This is a genomic window from Gimesia sp. (assembly GCF_048262075.1).
GTDB lineage: Bacteria > Planctomycetota > Planctomycetia > Planctomycetales > Planctomycetaceae > Gimesia.
Genome location: NZ_JBLXFK010000014.1, coordinates 116,756 through 141,285 on the forward strand (window position 1 = coordinate 116,756; position 24,530 = coordinate 141,285).

The 24,530-nt window shown below is 46.2% G+C and carries 12 protein-coding genes; 4 read left to right on the forward strand and 8 right to left on the reverse strand.

Features of this window, described 5'->3' with window-relative positions; genetic code table 11:
• Window positions 1-76: 76 nt before the first annotated feature.
• Genes ACN0YH_RS22785 through ACN0YH_RS22795 form a run of 3 tightly spaced genes read right to left on the reverse strand, consistent with a single transcriptional unit; the run spans window position 77 to window position 11,074 of the window.
• Complete coding sequence (locus ACN0YH_RS22785; RefSeq protein ID WP_417381895.1) at window positions 77-5,098, reverse strand: ATP-binding protein; 5,022 nt, start codon at window positions 5,096-5,098, stop codon at window positions 77-79.
• Window positions 5,095-6,948, reverse strand: a complete 1,854-nt coding sequence (locus ACN0YH_RS22790; protein WP_417381896.1) for a hypothetical protein — start codon at window positions 6,946-6,948, stop codon at window positions 5,095-5,097. Before ACN0YH_RS22790 ends, ACN0YH_RS22785 begins: the two co-directional genes overlap by 4 nt.
• Window positions 6,941-11,074: a protein kinase domain-containing protein gene (locus ACN0YH_RS22795; protein WP_417381897.1), complete on the reverse strand. Its 4,134-nt coding sequence runs from the start codon at window positions 11,072-11,074 to the stop codon at window positions 6,941-6,943. The genes ACN0YH_RS22790 and ACN0YH_RS22795 overlap by 8 nt, the downstream gene beginning before the upstream one ends.
• A gap of 446 nt (window positions 11,075-11,520) precedes the next feature.
• Here ACN0YH_RS22795 and ACN0YH_RS22800 point away from each other — a divergent pair, with 446 nt between their 5' ends.
• The gene (locus ACN0YH_RS22800) at window positions 11,521-13,518 is read left to right on the forward strand and encodes a hypothetical protein (RefSeq protein WP_417381898.1); all 1,998 of its coding nucleotides are present in this window, start codon (window positions 11,521-11,523) and stop codon (window positions 13,516-13,518) included.
• A gap of 86 nt (window positions 13,519-13,604) precedes the next feature.
• Here the strand turns inward: ACN0YH_RS22800 and ACN0YH_RS22805 are convergent, their stop codons facing one another.
• The 5 genes from ACN0YH_RS22805 to ACN0YH_RS22825 form a co-directional block, all read right to left on the reverse strand.
• On the reverse strand, window positions 13,605-14,504 hold the full coding sequence (locus tag ACN0YH_RS22805; RefSeq protein WP_417381899.1) for a plasmid partitioning protein RepB C-terminal domain-containing protein: 900 nt from the start codon (window positions 14,502-14,504) through the stop codon (window positions 13,605-13,607).
• Window positions 14,501-15,391 (reverse strand): plasmid partitioning protein RepB C-terminal domain-containing protein, encoded by an 891-nt coding sequence (locus tag ACN0YH_RS22810; RefSeq protein ID WP_417381900.1) that lies wholly within the window; start codon window positions 15,389-15,391, stop codon window positions 14,501-14,503. Before ACN0YH_RS22810 ends, ACN0YH_RS22805 begins: the two co-directional genes overlap by 4 nt.
• Window positions 15,388-16,962 (reverse strand): recombinase family protein, encoded by a 1,575-nt coding sequence (locus ACN0YH_RS22815; RefSeq protein ID WP_417381901.1) that lies wholly within the window; start codon window positions 16,960-16,962, stop codon window positions 15,388-15,390. Before ACN0YH_RS22815 ends, ACN0YH_RS22810 begins: the two co-directional genes overlap by 4 nt.
• A 117-nt stretch (window positions 16,963-17,079) precedes the next feature.
• Window positions 17,080-17,523 carry a hypothetical protein gene (locus ACN0YH_RS22820; RefSeq protein ID WP_417381902.1) on the reverse strand — a complete coding sequence of 148 codons (444 nt, stop codon included), beginning with the start codon at window positions 17,521-17,523 and terminating at the stop codon, window positions 17,080-17,082.
• Window positions 17,524-17,837: 314 nt separating this feature from the next.
• Window positions 17,838-18,167 (reverse strand): hypothetical protein, encoded by a 330-nt coding sequence (locus ACN0YH_RS22825; RefSeq protein ID WP_417381903.1) that lies wholly within the window; start codon window positions 18,165-18,167, stop codon window positions 17,838-17,840.
• Window positions 18,168-18,595: 428 nt separating this feature from the next.
• Between ACN0YH_RS22825 and ACN0YH_RS22830 the strand changes: the two genes are divergently transcribed.
• From ACN0YH_RS22830 to ACN0YH_RS22840, 3 genes are read left to right on the forward strand one after another with little or no spacing between them, the layout of a single operon-like run.
• The gene (locus tag ACN0YH_RS22830) at window positions 18,596-21,871 is read left to right on the forward strand and encodes a helicase-related protein (RefSeq protein ID WP_417381904.1); all 3,276 of its coding nucleotides are present in this window, start codon (window positions 18,596-18,598) and stop codon (window positions 21,869-21,871) included.
• A gap of 8 nt (window positions 21,872-21,879) precedes the next feature.
• On the forward strand, window positions 21,880-22,533 hold the full coding sequence (locus ACN0YH_RS22835) for a DUF4391 domain-containing protein (RefSeq protein WP_417381905.1): 654 nt from the start codon (window positions 21,880-21,882) through the stop codon (window positions 22,531-22,533).
• 23 nt (window positions 22,534-22,556) lie between these two features.
• A complete protein-coding gene (locus ACN0YH_RS22840; RefSeq protein WP_417381906.1) occupies window positions 22,557-24,524 on the forward strand; it encodes a site-specific DNA-methyltransferase in 1,968 nt (655 codons plus the stop codon).
• Window positions 24,525-24,530: the final 6 nt, after the last annotated feature.

Below are 24,530 nucleotides of genomic sequence, written 5' to 3' on the forward strand. Positions count from 1 at the left end.
CTTACCGAAGGTGTAGGGCTTTATTTGGTACCGATCAAAAAATATTGGTATTATTTAATGACGGTGCAGTGAAAAATCATGAAGGTGGATCAAGCTGGACATGAGTAGGGTGACGGAAGCCTTCCCGGAAAAAGAGAGCATGGTACTTTTCGAGCTGCTTCATTCTGTCTGAAACTCGTTTCGCCTGATCTGAGGTGGTAATGTTTTTTGAGAGAATGTTAGCGTCCTGGTCTGTCATTCGGAGCAGCAGATAGCTGGCAACATTAGAGTACAACGCTGGATCAAAATCTTTCGCTGATTGCGATGCAAGAATCAATGAGATACCGAATTTTCGACACTCTGCGGCAAGCTTTGGAAGCAGCTTCATTTTACTCGCGCGGTGTGCTTCGTCAAATACAACCGCGTGAGTGATTCGGTCTTGAACACCACGACGGAACATCTCTTTATAGACATTAAATAAAGCAAGCATGGCAACCGCTCGCTGAACGAGTTCGTTTTGAGTCGCATGTATCTGGAGAACCAGCGGATTTTTGCTTTCAAGAAGACTCCGCACTTCACCGGAGTTACTAAAAATATGGTAGTCGTCCAGTTCGTCCAGTCTTGCAAGCAAATTCTTTTCAGGCTTTGGTTCTCGTTTCAGGATGCTATAGAATTCCCTAAAGTCCGGAATTGTCGGGCTCTCATTGTCACCTCCCCAGCCATGGCGAACATAGGACTCACGTATCGCACTCCGAAGGGCCTCTAACTGAATGTCGCCAAGGTCGGGGAACATTGCCGAGAATACATCGCGAAGCATTCCGGCGCTGTCGACGTGAGCGGTTCGTGTCACACTATCCAGGTGCATCGGATTGAAACCAAGCTGCTGATGGTCGAGTAGTTGAACGTTCTCAAGCTTTTCCATAAGACGCTCATCAATGTCTGGGTGATAAGAAAACACAATTGGGGTGATGTCTTGCTGCATCAACTGCTGACAGATATTCATCACCGCTTCGGTTTTTCCCATTCCAGGGAAACCAACAATCATTAAATGGGGATTGGCTGAACTTGAGACCGACCAAAAAACCGGATCGTCACTCGATTTCTCAATCCCAAGTCGGACAGACGCAGGTTCGGATGGTTGATTCTCTGTTCGAATTTTATCTGAATCATTTTCTAACTTTTTTCCATCATTTGGTTGGACTGAAAACTGCGTAGTTTCGTTTTCATTTCCCGCTTTTTTTGCATCTGAATTCAGATCGGGGTTACTCTCGTCCGGAGTACTCAGATTTGTTAAAGCATCTTTTCCCGGCTCCAGTGCTTCGGGAGCAGGGGGGGCAGGTGTTCGCTCGACGCCGACTGCTAGATCGGGCATCGTTGTAGCTCCAAATAATACGATTTTCGTTGGTGACCCCGATTCGGAAATCGTCTCCGGATTTGCCGATACGAACTCAGGGCAGAATATATATCCACGGCTCGGAATAGCAGGTTCCGTAAATTTGTAATTGGCACCGTCCATCATCATACGGTCTAACTGGCTTCGGAAACGCTCGTATTGTGAAGTGTTCAGGTAGTGCCGATGTGCTTTTTCAAGGTAAAATCGGAGAGCACGGACTAGTCGACTGCGACGGATCGCTTGTAGTGGCTCGGCAGTATTGCCATCGAAGTACCAGTTCATCCAAGTATCACGATGTATCTGAGTCTGTTCCTCAATTTGCCGTATCAAATCTAAGGACCGAGCAGCACGAAGGTTGCGACGATATTTGACTTCGATGAATGTGAACGATAATCCGCCTCGAGCAGGTAGCGAAATGTAGATTAAGTCAGAGCGGACTTTGGGAGCTGCATCACTTGGACTCGATGGACTGTTGCGTTTTTCTTTTGGTGCAAGGTCGGGAATATCATCGACAGGGACTAAAAATCCATTCCGAAGCGATATCCAAGACAAACTGTCATCGGTCGCGTTTTCGCAATGGGAATGAACCAAAGACAGCGCTACCAATTCGCTGCTTGTGCTCCCGAGACTGGTTAGTCGCATCGCCAAACGACCACTTAATGCCTTTAGGTGATGAACTAGGAACTCGCAGTTCTTACGGCTGGCGCTCAAACTCATCCGTTCTAACATTTCGTCAAGCAATTCACGGATTTCGTCGGTACGGGTGGTAGACGTAATCATCTGTAAGCTGCCTAAATCATCACGCTCGGGAACGCAGTCAATCACATAAGTCTCGTAGATGCTGGGTTCATCGTGAGGTGCATCGAAAAATTCGACTCCAGTATTTCGGTCAACAGTGATGACCCAGTCGGATAGTTTGTGGATCGTACGGAGCATTTCTAACTGCTCGACTGACAACTGTGTGCGCAGGACCGGCCAAACATTGTTGTCCAGTCCCGCGAAGCGTGCTACACAACCCATGATCGCCTTGTTAAGTTTTGTAATACGATCCGACATCGAACGGCCTGCCGGGTGTTTTTCCCCAGTCGAATCAGGCGGTAACCAGCTCAACCATTCCGCTGATGGCTGAAATTTGAAACGACGTTGAATATTTGCAACCAAACCGAATACATGAAGCGGAGCCGTTTCAGGTAAACTGTCCCGAGAAACGAAATGCACGTCAGTGTCAAAACTGTCAAATGCGATTGCCATGTGCGCTGGAGATGCAGGTACTTTGGTGTCTTTCTTGGCCCAGCGCAAACGGGGCAAGGTGACGCCGCCCGAATTTGACTGGCTTTCCAACATCCAACGATCGCCTTCGGAAATTCCTGATGCTCCCGTACGAGCTCGCTCGACTAAATCGACCAAGAAACTACCTGTGATGTCCGAGTTTTCTTGAGCCGGAAACATTTCCAAGTTGAAACGAACTGGTGAAGCTGCATCTTCGTCTGTCACAGCTGTTTTCAAGACGGTGCCAAGTGCACGGGCAACGGTACAGCCATCACCAGGACGCAAGGCATGCAGTAATACTGCGCCGCCCGATGATTCACCAAGTTTGTGAAATTGGATGTAACGAGAAACTTCCCGGGCTAGTGAACTACTGACCTGAACACCCATGGAGCTGACGTCCGGGTCGTGCTCGTTCAGACCAAGCGATCGCATTAACATTGCGACGGCGGATTTTGGTTCAGGGTCTTGATCGCTCACCATTGCAGTTGCAAAGAAGGACAGAGTGTCGGCGTAAATAAAGTTTTGGCCTTCGATTAAACCCGGAAGAATTGAAGGAAAATGAGCAGCTTGCAGATTTGTAACCGCTTCCCGAACTCGAGTCGGAGCCAACCCAATATCAAAACGTAAGTATCGCATCAGTTGATCGTAGGCAACGTGCCAAGCAATACGTAAAGGGTGACTGGGTAGCACAATTAACCCAATGGTCTGCCCTGATAGTGATTGTACTTCGATGGTGTCAGTTAAAGCGACTTGCGGATTCCCTTGTTCAAGAACTGGCAGCCAAGCGTTGATGTACGTGTCGGCTTTCTTGAAATTGCCACTGTAAACACTTCCCCAAAAACCACCTCGAACAGCGAGTTCGCTTTGTAAGCTTGCTGAAACCTTGATAGCTTTATCCCAATCTGATTCTGGAACCCCCATTGAGTCAAATGGATGAAAAACCGGATTAGAAACTCTCTTCCCATCTCCGCGGACCTGGACTGACCAGCGACCCAGAGTTGATTGCTCGGCCTGCATCTGCTCGATTACATCGATCAATGGAGGTCGAGCGACTTTGAAACTCTTTTTCGATGCAGTAGCGCGAAATGCGACGAAGTTCTTTGATCTGTCGATTTCGTAGCAATCGTCATTTGTGACATCCGTGTCGAATTGCTCTCCATCAGAGATATTGACGGCACCTTCGATCATGCAGCGTTCATACTTAGTTGTGTTGGACGTCGTTTCATTTATCGTTTCGCCGTATCGAATCAGAAACTCTTCGGATTCATCTTCAATCTCTTCATCGCTGCTGCCAATCACGGAGACGACGACTCGGGCTTCAAACTGAGAATCTTCCGCTATGCCCTCGAAGTCTTCGGTAGTGATTTTTACCGATTGGTACTGACTGCCCTTACGAACTGCGTGCGAGATATCTCTGTAGGCCAATTCGTCTTCCCCGGAAACTACGCTAACTTTATATTCAACACTACCTTTAGGAAGCTGTTCTGGCTCTGTCTCGAAACGTACTTCTAGCTTCGATAACTTATCATTGGACAGGATAAACTGTGGAGGCGTGCCATCGACCATGCCCGACCATTTGGAAATCTTTCCCTGCTTACTACGCCAACTCTTAATCGTCACTTTGCGCAACTGCTGACTGAGGAATTCGGGTTGAATTTCACCTAGCCAAAGTGACTCATTATCGACAACTAGGTCAATCACATCAGTCAACGGTCGACTTCCTGCTTCACGAACTACTTTCTGTAATCCAACTTCTTGTTCAGGGGTCTCGTTCTTCAGCAACAGCGATTTAACACGTTCAGCCGGAGTCCGAGCGTTCCCAGAACCAAGGAACAACCGATCGACTATTCTCGTGGAAATTTGCAAATCGCTCTCCTTGATCGAATCTCCCTCTCCTTGGATTGGCCAAAGACCTAGTAGCGAAATTGACCGTCCGAATTCGTCAGGGGCTGCGCACAACGACGCTAGAAACTGTACCTGCTGCCACTTCGACAGAGATTTCCGTTCTCCGATGTAACGGGCCTGCTTGATCGCTAATTCTGCCTTGTTGAAAAGCTCTCCACCGATCTCTTTACGAGTTAGCAACTTAGTCTGTTGAAAAATCATTTCTTCGGTCAGTTCGCGTGAAGCGCTGTAGATACCGTCCATTCCGGCACCCGCCCGTAGAACATCAATTAACAGTAAAACTGCCTTTCCTTTATCCTCTCGAATCTCGACAGCTTGATCAGATGTAATAAACCTTCGATCTGTGTCAATTTCATCAATCACCGCCCTTACGATCCATCCTTCGGGATTGAACTTTTGATTCACCGCTAGCGATTCAACAATTGATGGCGACAGGCAGCGGCAAAAAGTAACGTTACCTTGAGAGGGGTGGCCCGATAGATCAGTAAACACGTGATTGAGAAAAGAAACAAATTTATCCGTCAACGACATTGAATCGGCTGCAGTGGTCATGTGTTATTCTCCTCGCCCATCACGCGGGCTTCAAATCGAGGGCGAAGTCTCTTCATAGATTCAGCGTCATTGACGCCCATCAGTAGTCCAAGGCTGCGAAGCCGTTTCTCAAGGAATTTGCGATTCCGTTGTAATAGTTCGCGGGATATCGTTTGGCCTGGAGGGGCTTGGTCTACCAGAAATCCGTAACGTTCACGCAGCAATGAAACAAAGTCATTGAACGAAATCGGATTGGGTTTTGTTATTCCATTCTTTCCAGGTTTGCGCAAATGGCGGTGAACGAGGAAGTCAAGCATAGTGTCGGTAAGTAGCATCGACTTGATCATCCCCGACTTACGGCCGTTTCGCATAGATTGAAATGTCACTCGCCTTTCACTAGCTAGCCCATTTGTTTGACCGGTCATGACACAGGAACCAAAGCATTTCAAAATATGCGCAACCTGTAATCTATCGCCCATCATCTGTGTAACCGCTTCGGCGAGTCTCATGACGGGATTTGGGATAGTTTCCAAGTTGTCCAAGATACTGATTGACGCATCTCCAATCTCCTCTTCTCGGAATCGCTCTGCTAGTCTTTTGCAATACTTTCTTACGTCCCGCAAAATCATTTTGCTGTCTTCATGCCGTTCTTTCAAAATATTACCAAGCATATTGATACGATCGGTTGAATCTGGCCGTTTGGACGGCAAATCATCGATTTCAAATCGAGATTGGTATTCGAGAATGCGCAGTGCCATCAAGACAACCGGAAGTCGATGAAGACGACGTGTTACATCGTCCGTTGTTTCTTCTGACAGTCGCCTGAGTTCATGATCGGAACCGCACGAACAATCGACAACTAGTGGCCAAGGATGATCCTGCTGAGGAAGCTCTCCATGTTGTTCCCAGTCGAATAAAGCCGACGCTGTCGAAAGAAAGATATTGGTCAGCCCCAAACCTATGCTTGATTCCAGCATTTGAGTTAACGACTGACGAGGAATTGAATCTCCATATGCTTGCAGAAAAATTCGTGTATCCTCGCGGAATGCCCGCGCTGCTTGCTTTGCAATCGGTTGTTGATTTGCAATCTCACTTGACCCTCGTCCATGTCCGCCTGCCTTCGCTGAACGAGTTTCTTTTAACTTTATCGGCTGCTTACATTGCCTCGCTACTCGAATGGTTGCAAGTTGGTCCAATCCCATCTCAACAGATTCATCAAATTCGTCTACCAGATCAGACTTCAGCTCTCGAACGCTCATTCCAGATCCAAAAACAGCTAACAAGATGTTACCTTGAAAATCATCATTGACTCGGAAGAATGATTTCTTCGTCAACGTATGGGAGATGGAGTCTCCTTCCTTTTGATCCGCTAGAATTGCAACAATAGATTCGGGAACCAACCGAAGGTCCCCCACGCTTGCCGGCAAATCCATCCAGGCGGCTTGATAATGAGTTGGAAAAGCGCGGATGACCGGCTTCTTGCGTCCAGGTTCATGACGTTGATTTTCTAGGCAATGGGTTAACAGGAAATCGGCGAGAATATTTTGAGCAAATTGTGAGTCGAAGCCAGAGAACTTTTCCCGGTCTTCTGCAAGAACTCGCGCAACACTCAAAACCGTTGCTGCCTTCTTTGTGCTAGTGCGGGTAAACTCTTTTTCGTCAGGAAGCGGCGTGAACTGGTCGGCAAAGTTTCCTTGTCCGCGACGATGACCACGACGAAACATATAGAAAACAGCAGGCAGGAGAGCGCCTACAGAAAAATCTTGAAGCGTGAAGGCCAAAGCTTCCGCATAGTTTGTTGTCCAAATATCATTGACCATTGCTGGAGTGAGAACTTCGTTCAACACTTCTTTTTCAACCTTGTCAGACATGTTCAGCCTTCTCGCAAGTGACTGGGGTAATCTCCGTAGTCTCAAAGAACATTTGCTGTAATCCGTTTTGCATTCGTATCCCCAGCCGGAAAACCTCACCTGGCTGGCTAGGGTTCCAAGCAAAGGCTTCACGTTCATCTTCTTGAGCCAATCTTTGGGTGAAGATCGAAAGGTTTGTGAAAATATCGTCATTGGCTGAGTCCATGATTTGGTACCCCTCGGCCAGCTCAAGTAACAAACCGAATAGATCGCTTCCGAGCCGCAACTCTTCAGTTCGTCCATCACGATAGTCGAATCGCAAAATTAGGCTATTTGCCAACCATTCTACGCCTCCATTTTTGCCAGTTTCATCAACGGTTAAATGAAAACGATTGAGTGGTTTCTCGATCCAGAATGTCGTTTCAACCGGAGTCCGAGGCATGACCTTTAGTGGCACGACCCCACTACGTCTGAGGACGCGATGCGGCAATTGCTCTAAACGTGAAATTCCGTAGCACAGCTTGCGGGTCAATTCGCTACGTTGATCCGACGATAGAATTGCAACTTCGCGGAATTGACGCAGGCTTTCGCTTTGAAAAAGCTCGACGGCGTGTGCATCACCACTGACTTGCTTTGCTTGTTCGGCAATCCATTCGAAGTAAGCGCGGCGGCGTTTTGAAATCAATGAATCCTGATGTGGGAACTTAGGGGGATACAATGGGTCAACTGATGGGTCGTGACTGCGAAGATAGCGGTCAATAGTGGGGTTCGCTCCATAGGCAGGATCGAGTCGTTGTAATTCGGCGAGCAATTCGCCTTGTCGCATGATCGAGTTCGAAGCGAATGCTCTATTCCAATAATTATCTGGTTCCAGCTCTGGCTGTTTGTGCAAATCGTCGCAGTAGTGAACCCCAAAGAAGATGTAACTGAGTGCTCCTCGAAGCTCTCGGGTTGTCACGTGAACCTGACCGCGTTGGTGAACCGCTTGCAAGGCCGAAGCCAATTGCTGACGGACATTACTTGCTACCGACTGCCCGCTAATTCCCATTCCGGTAAGTGTTTGAACGGAATTCCAAGCCGTGCAGCGAGAAGCTGCCGAGCATGTATGGCAAGGTCCCCATATCTCTTCGTGTTTTTTGCCTCCAATCATACGATCTAGTAAGGAGTTGAAGAATTCCGTTGTTGGAGCCCAGTTTACTTTGTCTTCCTCGTTCACTGGTAATACGCGAGCGTCCCCGACCAGCGAGCGTTCGTTTAAATTCACCAATCGAATGTGATCCATTTGTTGCTGGGGAGAGTGATCACCGATCAATGTATCAATGATCCAATCGGTCAGCGGTGTCTCTTGGTGCTGGATCTCGTAGTCCTCTGCCCATTGAAGTAAACGACCATCATTGACCGCAACCAAATGGACCCGAGGAATATCAGACGAACCTTGTAGAAATGGTTCGAACAAATCGTTGAGCAAGTCGTCTGCAGTCTGGTCCTTGAATGAAGCAGCACCGTCGAGATTAATTTTGACAGACAATCCCATGGCACTTCCCATCGAAACCCGTTTCGCGGAATCTTGTTTTCCAAGTCCGAGTTGGATTGAAAGGTGCTGCAAGAACGCGGTTTTGCCGTCTCCCGCGTTTCCGCACAAGATGACCAACTGCACTTTCCGCTGTTTGATCTCTTCGAGTAGGTTCGCTTCCAGGTTGGTTTCGACATAAGTTTGGTGTGCGAAATCAGAATCTAAGCCGCGTGTTTCGATGCTCCCGCGAGGCGAGCCAGGGTAAGTCGACAGAAGCTCCGCTAACCAGGGAACTTTATTGGGCGTGCGAGTAACGGTATTATAGTCGTCCGATTTACCTACAATTTTTGAGACGTCCTTATGGTCATCGAGACTTTCAGACTTTCCAGAAGATTCTTGCTTTTCAATTGCATGCTTTTGGACAACGCGATCCTTGATCCACTTCAAAGCCTGCATTGCATTAGTGAAACGTTGTTTGCAGTCTGGGGATGTCGCCTTATCTAGGAACTCAGGAATCCAATCCCATGGCTCTCTGTCGAGGTCTTGCCAGTTCAGTCCTTTTTCTCGCAGTTTCTGGCCGTCATACCAAAACGGGTCACGCTCAAACATTACATGAAAAATCGTTGCGGCTAGTGCGTAAATGTCGTGGGAGCAAGATGCTGGCTGGCCCTCTGCCTGCTGATGGGGAGTGTATAGTAAAGTTCCTACATTCCAGCATGGTTCCCCTTCTTTTAATACGAAGTCAAAGTCGACCAGCGTTGCATCACCTTCGTTTTCTAGTATATTCTTTGCGCTGACATCTCCGTGGACCAAGCCAGCACTATGTAACGAAGCAAGTCCCTCGCAACTACTCGTGATCCAGCCACCAACTATCGCCACCGGCGATTCACAAAGTTCTTCAGCGTAAAGCTCCGACAATCCGATCCAATTTTGCAGTGTGCTTCCTTCGACCCATTTCAACAACGCTACAAACCGATCGTCTTCCCATTGGCTTGCATGTTCAAACACCGTTGCCAAATGTGGTCGGTCGGTATGTGAACGAACTCGTCGATAGGCGTTAAGCGAACGCTGTCCGCTTTCACGGTCGAACATCACCTTGCCTACAAAAATTCCAACATCTTGATCGTCCTGTACTTGAATCACTTTGAAGGTCGATCCAAAACTGCCCGAACCAATTTTGCCAGCAATGCGATACTGTTGGCTGTTAAACGCCACGAGGTCACCTTCGCTCCAGTAGCGTGCAGCCAACGATGTTGTTTCGGCTTTGTTCGACGACACTTTCTCGCTGTCATCAAGCGACAATGATTTTGCCAGCTCGTCCAATGTTGATCGTTTAGCTGGATCTTCGGTCAAGCCTGCTTCTAGCTTCAGTATTGCCTTGATAGCTTCGTCGTCATTTATGCCATTGAAAAGTGTTAAAAGTGACTTGCAAAGTGAGTAAACGTCGCTGCGTTGGTCAGCTCCTCCAATCCCCTGTATGAGTGTTTCTGGCGCTGCAAAGTTGGCTTCTTGCTCATTCATTTTCGCGTTGGGCGAAAGCGTCATCGTACCTGAAATACGTGCCAAATCAAAATTCGTGAACACTGGTGTGTCTCCGGCGCCCACCAAGAGCGAGTTGGGACAGATATGGCGATGAACAAACTGAACTTCACGCAAACTGCTTGCGTGCAATTCGGCCAAAGCTTCCAATGACTGACGAGTGAAATCGATCCTGGCGTCAATATCCCATTTTGCATCACCGGCGCGTTGATCTAACGTTGGCGCGCACGGGTCGATGATTGAGAAATACATCAGCTCCCCCGGATACTGCGGGACTTCCTGAAACGAGTCCATTAGTCGGGGAACATACGCTGATTTTTGCAGTTTTTGTAGCGTTTCAAAATGGCGACGAGCCAATTCATCTGCTTTGGGGTCGTCACTGGCGGAGAGATCATAAAGATGTAAAACGATCTTATCACGAGTTCGAATATGTTCACCGCGATAGACACGGTGAAATCGATCCAAGGTTGGTCCGATTCGCTCGAGGTTCCTGGCCGTCGCAATATTTCGGACTTCCCCTTTCCACGCGATTTTGCTTAGCGGTTGCAAAAGCTGGCAAATCTTCTCGATATCCTTTTCGCTTAGAGCTGTTTGTAGACCAAGTTCCAGCAGATCCGATGTTTCTTTTAGTCCAAAAAATTTTGAACCATGAATTATTGGGCGTTTCGCTTTCCAAAAAACACTGCCGCGAGTTAGCAAGAATTTTCCGGCTAAAAATCCGGCGTCAATATTTGCTTTTTTCAGTTTACTTGCGATCTTGCGAATTTTGTTTGCCAGCTTGTTAGTTTCATGATCAACCGTATGACCGAATTTTGAAAGATAGGGAGCATCCCAGTGCTTCACCTCGATCACATGCAACCCTGATGGACCAATCACGATTAGGTCAATGTCATCGGGGACCGCTTGCGTCGTAACAGAGTGTGGTAGGTTGGAAAGGATGATCCATTCATGCTGTCCAGCGACCTGTTTCAAGTCTGACTTCAAACGCTCTACAGCATTTCGTTCACTCTCATTCGCAAAATCTCCGCACGGAATATGATGAACAGCCAATTCGGCCCCCTTGAGCTGTAATAATTTACGAAGAATGGTATTCAAATGGACTTTAGTATTCGCCTGAGTATAAACTGGGGATTTCCATTTAGGAAACGGAATGTGAGAGGTTTATATTAATTTCTTAACATTCCAATTTTGGATGGGATGTTTTTGATCTACTCATTTGCCGTCTGCTCAATATTCATACGGGATAAAAGATTCAAAAATCGATGTTCCCAAATTAATTTGTGGACTGGTAAATCCTGCAGAAGGGGATGATCTTGTGTTCCGATCGGAGATGGCGGGGGTAGTGATAGGCTCATCAGGACATTTCTTATCCGACTCGATCAGCACTATGAGGCGGAAAGCTTAATTCCACCCATCGTAATGTTTTCGCAATCTTGAGAAGCTTCATTCATCTTTGGAGTATCACATCTCTAGGTTGTTTCAGCAGGCAATATAGGCAAAAATCAAAAACAATCTATTCTGGTTCTGAGGAACTTCAGATTATGACAAAAAATGAAGTGTCAAGACTGATAAGTATGATTCAAGAAGGCATACTTATTGATGAAGAATTCGCAGATCGAGTGCTTACTGGCTTTGGTCATCTTGAGTATGAAGAGCAAGTAGATAGCCTAACCGAGCTGTTTAAGAGACTTCATGGCAACTTTAATTGGAGTCGCTATGTTAAAACAGAAAATAGTAGAGCAGCCGGTGAATCATTTGAGCTAAATCAAGCTCAAATCACTTCTGAAATGAACGACTTAAAGGAATTGCTTGAAGATAACCAAAAAGTGCAGCTAAATGCTCGAGAATCGTTGAGAGAACTTGAAGAGTACATGGGGTTAAATCAGCAATTGATTACAAAAGTATTATCCCCTTTTAGTAGTTATGACCACCCTTCATATGTTGCGTTGAAAGCAATCCTGCCTTCAGAGTTATTACCTAGTAATCATTTTCAGCTTCCAGATGAAAATTATGACCATCGTCTACATCAAGTTGTCAAAAAAATTCTAGAAGATCTTGGGATAGATGGACGAAAAAATCACCAAATCACTAACTGGTATGGAGCTTCAGTCTCATTTTTGTTTAAAAATGAATTTGAAGATGATTGTTTCTCTTTTAATGAATGTATTTTTAGGGCCGATAATTATATCTCTGAGAATGTGAATGAACCGATCGGTTTGCTTTGGAGAGGGGAACTTGCTTGTTGGCAGCAAGACTTTGATCTAGCAGAAGAAATGGCTGAGGCGTTTTGGGCGCATAGTAGGTCGCTCAATCCTGATCAGTTATTTAGAGTCGTGTCAATATTCTCATATTGTGATGATTTCTTAAAAGATTATCTCGGATGGAAATCTCCTACAGATCCTCCGTATTATGATCATATTGGACACCTTGAATCTTATTGGCTAGCCTCAGAGGAACAGCTGATAAATGCAGTGATTCGTAGAGCTACTCAAGCAGGGCGTTGGGATACGGACTTCCTTTTTGCTTTTGAAAATATCCAAAGATGGGGATCGTATTTCCTCACTTCTCATGATTTATTACCGCCTGGTTGTTGGATTTTACTTTCGGAAAAAACAGATTGCGATGGATTTGAATGGTATTATCAAGCTTGGGAAGCTGCTTTCTTAGCTTCTTCTCCGGAAAAATACCCAATCGAGTGCTTTCTTTCATGTATTGCGTTGCTAACTGGAAGGCTACTTAACACGAATCGCTGGAGTCGGAATATTAGTGTTAAGCAAATTGTCGATAAGTTCGAGTCGATTCAATCTTTGAATGGATTTGATTTGAAATCAGATAAGACTTTTCAATCTGCCAAGGACCTTCTGGAAAAAATGGAGCTAGGTCATCTCAGTGCTGCTGATAGACTCACGCTTAATAACACAGTGGTCAGTGATCGTTATCAGCGATCAGATGGTTCAGCACCGGAGATTGTTGAATCAGCAAGGTTGGTCCTAGGTGGTAATCATTTAAACGAACGGCAATCTGCTGAAAATAACATGATTTCTTATCTCGAAGCAGATTTATGGGATAAGTTAGATGAGGAAACACGAGACTATTTGATTGATGCTGAAATAGCTTATCGCCAAAAGATGAAAGTGGGTGAAAAAGGGAACTACTGGGATGCGATACTAGCTCTCTCAAATGGTATGGTTTCTGAGATCAGAATTCGACTTTGGTATTCTGTATGGCCACATGCAAAAGCAGACCTGGAAGGTATTGGCCTAAAGCGTAGAGACGAGTGGAATGGATTTATAAAAGCATTTGAGAACATAGAAAAACTGTTAGTTTTCAGCCGTTTTTTGTTAAATGAATCTATTTATGTAGATGTACTCGTCGCAAATGTAGAGAAAATGAAAATGGTTCAAATATCGGGTAGAAGAAAGGCTGCCCATGGTGAACGTATCAGCAAAAAACAAGCTGCAAAAATCTATAATGAAATAGTAGTGCAAGGAGCTTTGAAAACTATCCTTGGGGCTCTTCATGGGAGACGTAGCAATTAACCCTAAGATGACTTTATTTCTACTATTCAAATGCTCCTCATCTCAACTGAATGCAGCTAAGCGAGGCTCAGCCATAAGGTGACTAATCAAGATTGTGGTGATTCTGTCAAACTCTTAGATTCGGCAGTTTTTTGAAACTCTGTTAAGAGTTCAGGATAGCTGTTAGCCAAAAAACGAACGATTCTGGCATTATCTAGTAGCTTTTTTAAATAGCCTACAACAATGACCAAATTCAATACATTCTTGCCATGAGTTTCTTCAAGCTGTTTGAAGTCTCCACAGATAGATTCCATCTCTCGTTCCATACGCGCGATATCTGCAGGTGAGAAACCATTGCTTTCTTTCGATTGCTCAGATTCAACTAGCTGGTCTTGAGGAGTTGCTGCAATCAAACATTTTACATAGGCGACTGAAAAGTTACTCGAAGCGCACATCAGCTCTGCCATTTCAATTTGCCGCATAGGTTTAGCCTTTCGAAGTTGACGAAAGGTGCCAGCATTAGCTTCTTTTCCTCGTAACAGTTGAATGGCTTCAGAACATATTCCAACCAAAAGATTTTTCTTTTCTCGGATTTTAGCAATATCGACATTAAGAGCTGCGGCGATTTCATTCTCGGAGACGCCATTCTGAACAGCTTTCATCAGCATGAAATGCTCTTGAATTGCTGAAAGACGATTCACCTTATGGTTATATGTAAAGGCCTCATCATCCAAAGCAATCAGACAATCAACTGAATCCTCTTTCGACTCTTTAAGGATGTCATACCGAATATGCCCGTCGAGTAGCATATAATCATTGCTTTTATCCTGTGGATGTACAACTAGTGGTTCTATTACTCCGACCTTGTTAATAGAAGACAGGATTCGTTGATATTTCTGAGTCCGCCGAGTACCTGGTGTAATTCGATGCAATGGAAGGATACTATTCAGTTTGATCTTTCTGACAGTTGTTTCACATGCGAACGGGATTCGTTTTCGTGGAGTCATTGGCTCTCTCCATGTAATTCAGTGGCAAGATAAGCGGGTAATGTGTCAAGCGATTCAGCTCTTAGCAGGTTGATAAAGTTTTCATCATCAAAGAGTCGGCGTAAGGCAGTTACAGCAAATAATAATCTGGTTTCACAGAAGCGAGATTTCTGAATGATGGTTCTTTGCCGTGCGGTTTCATCATGGTAAGCACGTAGGAGCTTATCTGAGGAAACTGCGTCACCATTTCGTTTTTTATTTCCAGTGTGAATCCCTTTTCCATCTGTTTTACGTTTTTCTACCAATCTCCGTGCTGCCAGTAGCTTTTTGCCTCGTAATACATTTTTTTCATAAGCGTCTGTTAGTGCCTTCTGGATTTGCTGATCATCTGAGCTGGCAATCGTTACGGCAACGCTGATGGGAATTTTTCCTTTCTCAACAGCCTGAAGCAGTCGTTCTTCGCCATTATTGAGTAGTTTGATCATGCCCCGGACATACGAGACATCAAGAGCTGTTTTGGTTGCGATTTGAGAAAATGTATAACCGCGTTCCCGCATAGCACTAATATCACGGACGAGTTCAACAGATGAATGCTGGCGACGGGCTAGATTTTCAACGAGACTCATTAGCAGTAATTCCTCTTTCGTTACATGAACGATCAAGGCTGGGATTTCCCTTTCTCCTAAAAGTTGGTAGGCCTCATACCGACCCTGCCCACAGACGAGGTAGTAGTTCTCGGTTCCGTTCGTTGTTTCTTTAGGAGTGATCGTGATTGGTTTCTTGAGTCCTAGATGTTCTATATTATCAACGATCTGCTTAAATTTTCTTTTCCCTCGTTCTCTAGGGTTAAGGACAGTAATTTGATCCAGGGGGATCATGTGAATTTTTGAGTCACGTCGGTTTTTCATGCTACAGCCTCAATCTTTTCTCGAGTTGCCAGTTTTGTAAAATAGTCCAGATTGTCGAATTGATAAGTATCAAGGTAGATACCATTGGTTTCGCAGAGGAGTAGTTTCGGTTCTGAGAGATCCATCAAAGGAAACAGGTAGTAATCCGTAACTTGTTCATTAGCTGGGTCCATACGAACCAGGATGGTAATATCGGGGGCTACCTGTTCGTTGATTTTTATAAACCAGCGTAATGATCCAGCTGAAGTTGGTTTGCACCTGGAAAGAACCATTGATGCACTATACTCACCGTTAATCAGTAGCAGATCGGTGGCAGAATCCTGGGTAACAGAGGCACCTACGGCATCGAGGCGTTGTTTCACCTCGTCGATCAGGTTGGGGTATAGTTTCCGCAGATGACGGTTGATTTCGATATACCTGTAGTCTCGATCTGGTGTATAACCAGCAAGACGATAGGCTCGAATGAGACTCCCAAATCGGGATCGAAAAGTCGTGGATGTAGGTAAATCATCCGAGGCATCGATGAGAGCGGCTGAAAGAGTTGGATGCTTCTGGGCAAGTTTTTTGAGGCGTTCAATCAGTTCTTCATCCGTAAACCTTCGGTTTCGCTCTTGGATAATTCCCTGTGCAGTGAAAAATAGATCTGGAGGTATGATCGCATCAAAAGCACCATTTGCCCGAACCCACATGTCAGGTGAGTTCTGGACATGCTTACGTTTGAGCTTGAAGGATGTTCGGTTATAGATATTGTTTCCGATGTATTTTTCATTTGTTAGCAACTGGCTAACGGTACCCCGGTTCCACTTCCGACCCAGATCCGTCAATATTCCCTTTTCGTTTAAGAGATTCGCTATTTCTCTTTCACGTTTTCCTTTCTTGATAAAGAGTTCATACACCCATTTTACAATTTGAACTTCTTCCTGAGGTCCAGGAATTAATATTACACGATCGGTTTGTAGGCTCTTTTGCTCTCCTCGTTTTAAGACTCCTTTGGACGCACCTTCCTGATCAATAAGCATTCGTCGTAGACCGTATCCGGGACTTCCACCTTGCCGATATCCAAGTTCGATTAATCGGCACTGACCTTTGAACACTTTGGCTGATAGTTCACGACTGTATTCACCAGCCATGGCTCGTTTAACGCTTTTAATGATGGTTGATGTAGGCCGTCCATCATTTTCGAACTGCTCAGCACAATAATGAACCTCAATCCCTGCTCGCTTACAGAGGTATTCATAGTAGGCGCTTTCATCGGCATCCTGAAATCGTCCCCAACGACTGATGTCGTAGACCAGTATCACATCAAAATCAGCTCTCAAATCCTGGACGTCCGCGATCAATTGTTTTAGCGAATCACGGCCAGCTACATTTAGGCCGCTCTTGCCTTCATCCGCATAGGTTTTGACTATTATATACCCGCGCTTTTCAGCGTATTCCCGGATTGTGTCTTCCTGATTCAACGTGGAATACTGCTGGTGTTCCGTCGACATGCGAACGTACTGCGCGGCGCGGATCGAATCTTGAGTAAAACTCAAATTAGCATCGGGAAGATCATTCGCATGCGGGCTCATTATTCGGACTTTCAGAAAACAGGGCTAAAGAGAGGAAAATTCTGTTTCTGAATATTATGCCGTAGCTGCGTTTGATTTATGTTTTATCCCTGTTTGATTTCCGTTTGATTTCTCATTTTACTCAAACAATCTCAAACCATAGTAGCCTGATACGCTTCCATCTATGGCGGATGCCAGATTTTCCATGCCTGAGGCTGTCAGTTCATCGCGTAATCTCTTAACTACACCTCTGATTGTTGATGCTTCTCTGGCTCCGTGCCAAACATCGTCTAATAACTCCACATGCGCTATGTAGCAATTGGTGGAGCGGACTAGCCGATAAAATAACCAGAACATCAGAGTATTACCTAATCGACAAGTTCGACCCTGCCAGCTAACTGTGAACGTAGTCCGATCCACAATAGGTCTGATCATATTATTGGGGTCTCGTGTTTCATCTAACTCTAAGAGTTCTGCAAGTTCTGATGTTGCCTTTTCAATCTGCTTACCAACTTCCTGATGTGTAGAAACCCATTTCCTTAAGGATTGACGAATTTGTCGTTTTTTTTCGGATGTTAGCATTTGTCAATCTCCCAATAGATACGGCTTAGTAGAGAATCGCAGTATCAATCACTTTACTGCTTTCTAAACCATAAGAAGAACTTGATATCACTTCCCAAGGAAGTGCAAATCATTTCTGGAATAGGCATTCGAGAAAATGGTATGAAGCGATTCAGGAGGGAATTTGCGTAACCTCCTAATGTATGGTAAAGAATGCGACTTGTCAGAACCATAAGATTCCTGAAAACGTAATTCTGAACGAGGAGAGAGGGCAAGGTTTGATCGGGGGATGTTTTTGGGACTGAGGCCCATTTCTAGTACTAGCAGTTTTCCATTCAGAAGATCCAAGAGAATAAAAGCCAGACACAAAGGATGAAAAACAGAATTAACACTAGAAATGGAAGAATGCAAGAGCGACTGTTTGCAGCTTCGAGCTGGGGTGTCTCATTCTCTTGGGAGAAAAAAGCAGGTTCTTGTTTCTGCATTTTGGGTTCATGCGCAGGCCTGTAGGATTTGTTTTCTACAGCAGGTGAGACAGAAGCTGATTGGCACTCATGCTTACCGCTACCGTCAATCTCAAAAGGAAGCCACTGGCCGTTCTTCATTTCAGCCATTCTTATTTGTTGACCACAGAAATTGCATTTTTTGGTGTAAGGATTCGACATTAGATTTCCTCTTTATAAATCCCAGAAATTGCTAACAAATCTCCGGTCAATTGGTCTTCAAATCAACGGAAACAATTCGTCAGAGATGTCCTTGGATTTCCGGGCAAAATAGTTAGGTATGGCCTGCTAACCTCTTATCCACTAAGCGACACAAATCTAATTGTTTCGGAAAATACTCTACTCCTGGGGTGGTTTTGGTAGATTGCTATACATACAAACCCTTTGTACAATGGCCTTGTTTAACGATTAGTATCGGGCCCCTCAAGCAATATGGGCAAATATTTGCTCGAAAACGCATAACTCCTGGGCGATCTACATGATTGGTAAATCTTATTATTTCAGTTACTTGAGGTGAATCATCATCCCGTATAAAACTGTATGCACACCTCTGACAAGCAACTCCGGCCCTACGAGCACAATCGCTTTCCATGGAAATACTTGACAACATCAACCACCTGCTCGGTGACGATCTAAAGCAGACAATCGTCCCCGGATCGAAGCTTAAGATTGCGGCATCCTGTTTTTCGATCTATGCATTTGAGGCATTGAAGAAAGAACTGGAAAGTATTGAGTCGCTGCAATTTGTCTTCACATCTCCAACATTTATTCCGGACGAGGTGACGGATCAGGTAAGGAGAGTGAAGCGTGAATTCCATATTCCCAAAGCAGAGCGAGAACGGAGTTTTTATGGCGGGGAATTTGAAATTCAGCTCAAAAACAAACTGACTCAAAAAGCGATTGCCAGAGAGTGTGCCGATTGGATGCGTCGGAAGGCAAAGTTTAAATCCAACCGAGGCACAGCACCGATGCAGCAGTTTGCGTGCGTGCAGGGGAGTTCCAATGAGAAGGTTTACATGCCGCTTCACGGCTTTACGGCAGTCGACCTGGGTTACCAACAGGGCGATGCCGTCTCGAACATCGTCAACAAAATGGACGAGCCGACTGCCACAACTACCTTCATGAATCTGTTTGACCAGGTGTGGAACGATATTGAAAAACTTCAGGATGTCACCGACCGACTCTGCGACCACATCGCCTCGGTATACCAGGAAAATTCACCGGAACGTATTTACTTCATGATGCTCTACAACATCTTCAACGAGTTCTTGGAAGACTTGAATGAAGATGTTCTCCCCAACGAAATGACTGGGTTTCGTGACAGCCTGGTCTGGAACAAGATGTTCAATTTCCAGCGGGATGCAGCAACGGGGATCATCAACAAGCTGGAAACCTACAACGGTTGTATTCTCGCTGACAGTGTTGGGCTGGGAAAAACATTCACAGCACTCGGGGTCATAAAGTACTACGAACTCCGCAATCGATCGGTGCTCGTGTTGTGTCCTAAGAAGCTGGCAGACAACTGGCTGACGTTTAACCGCAACCTGAAGACCAACCTGTTTGCCAAAGATCGCTTTAACTATGAAGTCCTATGTCACACGGACTTACAACGCACGACGGGGGAATCTTTTGGAACACAGCTAAATCGAATCAACTGGGGAAACTACGACTTAGTCGTGATCGACGAGTCGCACAACTTCCGCAACAACGACGCCTACAAGGATCGGGAGACTCGCTACGACAAGTTGATGAATTCTGTCATTAAGGACGGAGTCAAGACAAAAGTCCTGATGCTCTCGGCGACGCCTGTCAACAATCGCTTCAGCGATCTGCGTAACCAACTGGCCCTAGCCTACGAAGGTGACTCAGGGGCTATCGAAAAGAAACTACGTACGGACAAGGACATCAATGAGATTTTCCGTCGGGCACAAGCGGCTTTCAACGTGTGGTCTAAACTCCCACCCGAGGAGCGAACGGCGGAGTCGATTCTGAGTGCACTTGACTTTGATTTCTTTGAGTTGCTCGACAGTGTCACGATTGCTCGTTCACGCAAGCACATCGAGACGTTTTACGACACGAAAGACATCGGCACCTTCCCCGAACGTCGGAAACCGCTCTCATTTCACTGCCAGCTGACGCAGCGTTCGGACGTGATTGGGTTCAACGAGATCTTCACGCAGCTATCCTTGATGAAGCTGGCTGTCTACGCACCAATCAGCTACATCCTGCCAAGCCGACTGGCGAAATACGAGGAACTGTACGACACCGAGGTGGAAGGTGGTAATAAGGGCAAACTCAGGCAGGTCGACCGAGAGCGCAGCCTGCAGGCATTGATGACCGTCAATTTACTGAAACGCCTTGAAAGTTCCGTCGAGGCTTTTCGTATTACGCTCAAAAAGTTGCAGGCAAATCACCGTGAAACGCTTGCGAAAATCGATGGATACAATCGCACTGGCAACGCGAGCAATTTCACCGACGCTACTGCCGCATTGGAGAATTCAGATCCTGACGAAGACGATGTCTTTGATCCAGATGGAGCCAAGATCGGCGGCAAAGTTCAAATCAACCTGTCCGATATGGATGTCCCGTCGTGGGAGCATGATCTGAAGGCCGACCTAGTGCTGATAGATTCGTTACTCACGGAGATGGAAAAAATCTCACCAGCTGATGACGCGAAGCTTCAGCACCTCAAGATACAAATCGAAAGCAAATTTGCCTCACCCATCAATCCGGGTAACAAGAAGATTCTGATCTTCACTGCGTTCGCCGACACGGCAAACTATCTCTACGAAAACCTGGCAGAACACATTTTCACCGCTCATGGGCTTCACACTGGTCGGGTGTCCGGAACGGATACTCCAAAATGCACGTTGAGGCAGGGGTATGACTTCCAGTCGCTTCTAACCCTGTTCTCCCCACGCTCAAAAGAGAAGGCGGCGATCTTGCCCGATGAGCCGGACGAAATTGATGTCTTGATCGGTACCGACTGCATCTCTGAAGGCCAGAACCTTCAGGATTGCGACATGGTGATCAACTACGACATCCACTGGAATCCTGTCCGCATCATCCAACGCTTCGGCCGTATTGACCGTATTGGCTCGCCGAACGACAGTATTCAGCTCGTCAATTACTGGCCTGATATCACGTTAGACGAGTACATCAACCTGAAGGAACGGGTCGAGAACAGAATGGTGATCGCCGACGTGACTGCCACCGGTGATGATAACTTGCTGAACACGGAATCGAACGAGGTGTCTTACCGAAAGGAGCAGCTACGTCGGCTCCAGGAGGAAGTCATCGAGATGGAGGACCTGAAGACGGGGGTCTCCATTACAGATCTCGGATTGAACGACTTCCGCATGGACCTGCTCAATTACGTCAAGGAGAATGGCGATCTGGCCAGTGTTCCGAGTGGCATGCACGCTGTGGTGGCCGCCGAACCGGAGCGTGGCCTGCCCCCCGGAGTCATCTTCACACTGAGGAATCGGCACCACAGTGTCAACGTCGGTGGCCACAATCGTCTGCACCCATACTACGTGATTTATATGGGCAGCGACGGCGAAGTTGTCACCGACTACACCGAGATCAAACAATTACTCGATCTCACCCGCGCCGCCTGCAAGGGGAAGCCCGAGTATGACCGAGCGGTTTGTCAGGCCTTCAATCTGGCGACAAACGATGGCCGAGATATGCAGCCCTATTCCAATCTACTCGACAAAGCAATTGGCTCGATTATCAACCTGAAAGAAGACAGTGATATCAACAGTCTTTTCAGTGGAGATAAGACGACCGCGCTCGTAAACACGATTGCCGGACTGGATGACTTTGAATTGGTCGCGTTTCTTGTGATTCACCCGAAGGATTGAGTCAGACGATGTTTTTATATCCAAAACAAGCCGCGTTTGGAAAAGTTTTGCCGAAGAGTAAGATCTATCAGCATGCGCGGCCAACACGGCGGGTGCAGAAGCTGTTTGTTGATCAAGTTAGTCGGATCATTTGGCATTACAAGCTTTCTCCTGAGACCGTGAATCTGCCATCACGACCGGGGGTCCCAGAGATTCACATTTTCACGATTGAGCTGAAGGCCGGTAAGCTGGACGAAGCCGTTCTGAGGTGTATTGACAAAGCGATCATTTTTCCGATTTTCTACGAGCTTGTGTTTGAAGACCGAGTTCGAGAAATGGCAGCCTTTAAAAGGCCCAGTGACGCCTACTCGTCGAAGTGGGTTGTGGGTGACTATTTCGATACCGAGTGGCAACCAAGGGATGAATTGCGGGGGCCATTACCAGTCTCGCTCGATCTTGCCGGCCTTTACGAACAAATGCTCCGTCGACTGATGCCATTCCCGGCCAGAGATGGTGAGTCGTTGAAAGCTCAAGTGGAACGACTGGCCACCGCTCGAACTAAGGAAAATCAATGCTGTAAGCTCGAAGCTCGATTGGAACGCGAAAAGCAGTTCAACCGGAAAGTTGAGCTAAATGCTGAACTGCGCGCGGTCAAGAACGAACTAGATGCCCTGCTTAGCTGATTGATAGAAAGAATGAAACCGTCATGGACAAGTTGAAAATGCACTCTCCGGATTTCACGGAGCATAACATCGCTCGGCTTGCAGAGTTATTTCCGAATTGCGTTACGGAAGCTGCTGGAGATAACGGGTACCTCAAGAAGGTGATCGATTTTGATCAGCTGCGACAGGAGCTCTCAGGATCTATTGTCGAAGGGCCTCGTGAGCGGTATCACCTTAATTGGCCGGGTAAGACAGAAGCGATACTCGCAGCCAATGCTCCAATTGCGAAAACCTTCCGCCCCTGTCGAGATGAGAGCGTCGATTTCGACACCACGCGAAATCTTTTTGTAGAAGGTGACAATCTTGATGCCCTGAAGCTATTGCAAGAAACGTATCTGAACCAGATTAAACTCATCTACATAGATCCACCCTATAACACTGGTAGCGATTTCGTTTACGACGATGATTTCACTGAAGATAGCGAGACGTATTTTCAACGTTCGTCACAAAAGGACGACCTTGGCAATCGACTCGTATTGAATAACGAAACAAATGGACGCTTCCACTCGGATTGGTTATCGATGATCTATCCTCGTCTGAAGCTTGCCAGAAATTTACTCACGGAGGATGGCTATATTGTCGTGAGCATTGACGACGGTGAAATCGAGACATTAAAAACTCTCTTAGATGAAGTTTTTGGAAAAGAGAATGAGTTAGCAGTCTTGGTGTGGGATCGTAATCGAAAGAATGATGCTAAGTTTTTCTCTGTCGGCCATGAGTATATGTGCATATACGCAAAAAACAAACAATGGCACCTCCAGCACAAGACCTATTTACGTGAGCCAAAGCCCGGTTTAGACGAGGCACACGCATTATTTAGGAGGCTTTGTGAGAAATACGGTGAAGACTGGGAGGGCATGCAGTCCGAATGGCGACAGTTCTTTAATGCCATGTCAAATGCAGATGAGAGAAAGAAGTTGGGACGTTTCTCAAAGCTAGGGCCTAAAGGGCCATATAGAGATGACGGGAATATAAACTGGCCAGGTGGTGGTGGTCCCAAATACGAGGTCTTGCATCCGGATACGGGAAAACCCTGTAAGGTTCCAACGAGTGGTTGGCGTTATCCGAATGAAAAGCGTTTTTGGGAAGAAGTCAAATCAGGAAAAATCGTATTCGGGCCAGATGAGACAACAGTACCACGAATATTGAGTTACCTCTTTGAGAGCGATGGCCAAGTGATGCAGAGCGTATTTTATAGTTACGCTCAAACTGCTGCTGTTGAATTTCAAGATCTCATGGGAGCGAAGGTATTTGATAATCCAAAGAACTGGAAGGACCTTCGACGACTCGTCAACTATCTGACCTCAGGTGACGACATAGTAATGGATTTTTTTGCTGGTTCTTGCAGCACTGCTCATGCGGTGATTGATCTGAATCATTCGGAAAATACAACGCGACGTTTCATCATGGTCCAGTTGCCTGAATCATGTGACGAGAAGACCCTTGCATACAAGAAGGGATATAGAACGATCGCAGACCTTGGGCGAGTTCGGATCAAGAAATGCGCAGAAAGGTTGCCAAAGGGTTTGGGGGGCAGCGACGTGGATGCAGGTTTTCGATGTCTCAAAGTCGACACATCTAACATGAAGGATGTGTATTACGCACCAGACGATGTCAAGCAGGGTGACCTTCTCGACCAAATTGAGAACATAAAAGAAGATCGTATACCAGAGGACCTATTGTTCCAGGTGCTTCTAGATTGGGGAGTTGATCTCTCCCTTCCAATCGCCAAAGAAACTATCGAAGGTAATACAGTCTTTTTCGTTGATCAAAATGCTCTTGTAGCCTGTTTTGACAAGGCCATAAACGAAGAACTCGTCAAAACAATCGCTACTAGAAAGCCACTTCGTGCTGTCTTTCGGGACTCTGGCTACGGCAATGATAGTGTGAAGATCAACATCGAGCAGATTTTCAAGCTCATCTCACCGAGCACCGAAGTGAAATCGATATAGGGGGGA

Bases quoted from the DNA above. Each gene is read 5' to 3' on its own strand.
- ACN0YH_RS22810 (WP_417381900.1), bottom strand. From the start codon at position 15,391: ATGAAAAACCGACGTGACTCAAAAATTCACATGATCCCCCTGGATCAA.
- ACN0YH_RS22800 (WP_417381898.1), top strand. From the start codon at position 11,521: ATGACAAAAAATGAAGTGTCAAGACTGATAAGTATGATTCAAGAAGGC.
- ACN0YH_RS22840 (WP_417381906.1), top strand. From the start codon at position 22,557: ATGGACAAGTTGAAAATGCACTCTCCGGATTTCACGGAGCATAACATC.
- ACN0YH_RS22805 (WP_417381899.1), bottom strand. From the start codon at position 14,504: ATGACTCCACGAAAACGAATCCCGTTCGCATGTGAAACAACTGTCAGA.
- ACN0YH_RS22815 (WP_417381901.1), bottom strand. From the start codon at position 16,962: ATGAGCCCGCATGCGAATGATCTTCCCGATGCTAATTTGAGTTTTACT.
- ACN0YH_RS22830 (WP_417381904.1), top strand. From the start codon at position 18,596: ATGGAAATACTTGACAACATCAACCACCTGCTCGGTGACGATCTAAAG.
- ACN0YH_RS22785 (WP_417381895.1), bottom strand. From the start codon at position 5,098: ATGACCACTGCAGCCGATTCAATGTCGTTGACGGATAAATTTGTTTCT.
- ACN0YH_RS22790 (WP_417381896.1), bottom strand. From the start codon at position 6,948: ATGTCTGACAAGGTTGAAAAAGAAGTGTTGAACGAAGTTCTCACTCCA.
- ACN0YH_RS22820 (WP_417381902.1), bottom strand. From the start codon at position 17,523: ATGCTAACATCCGAAAAAAAACGACAAATTCGTCAATCCTTAAGGAAA.
- ACN0YH_RS22835 (WP_417381905.1), top strand. From the start codon at position 21,880: ATGTTTTTATATCCAAAACAAGCCGCGTTTGGAAAAGTTTTGCCGAAG.
- ACN0YH_RS22825 (WP_417381903.1), bottom strand. From the start codon at position 18,167: ATGTCGAATCCTTACACCAAAAAATGCAATTTCTGTGGTCAACAAATA.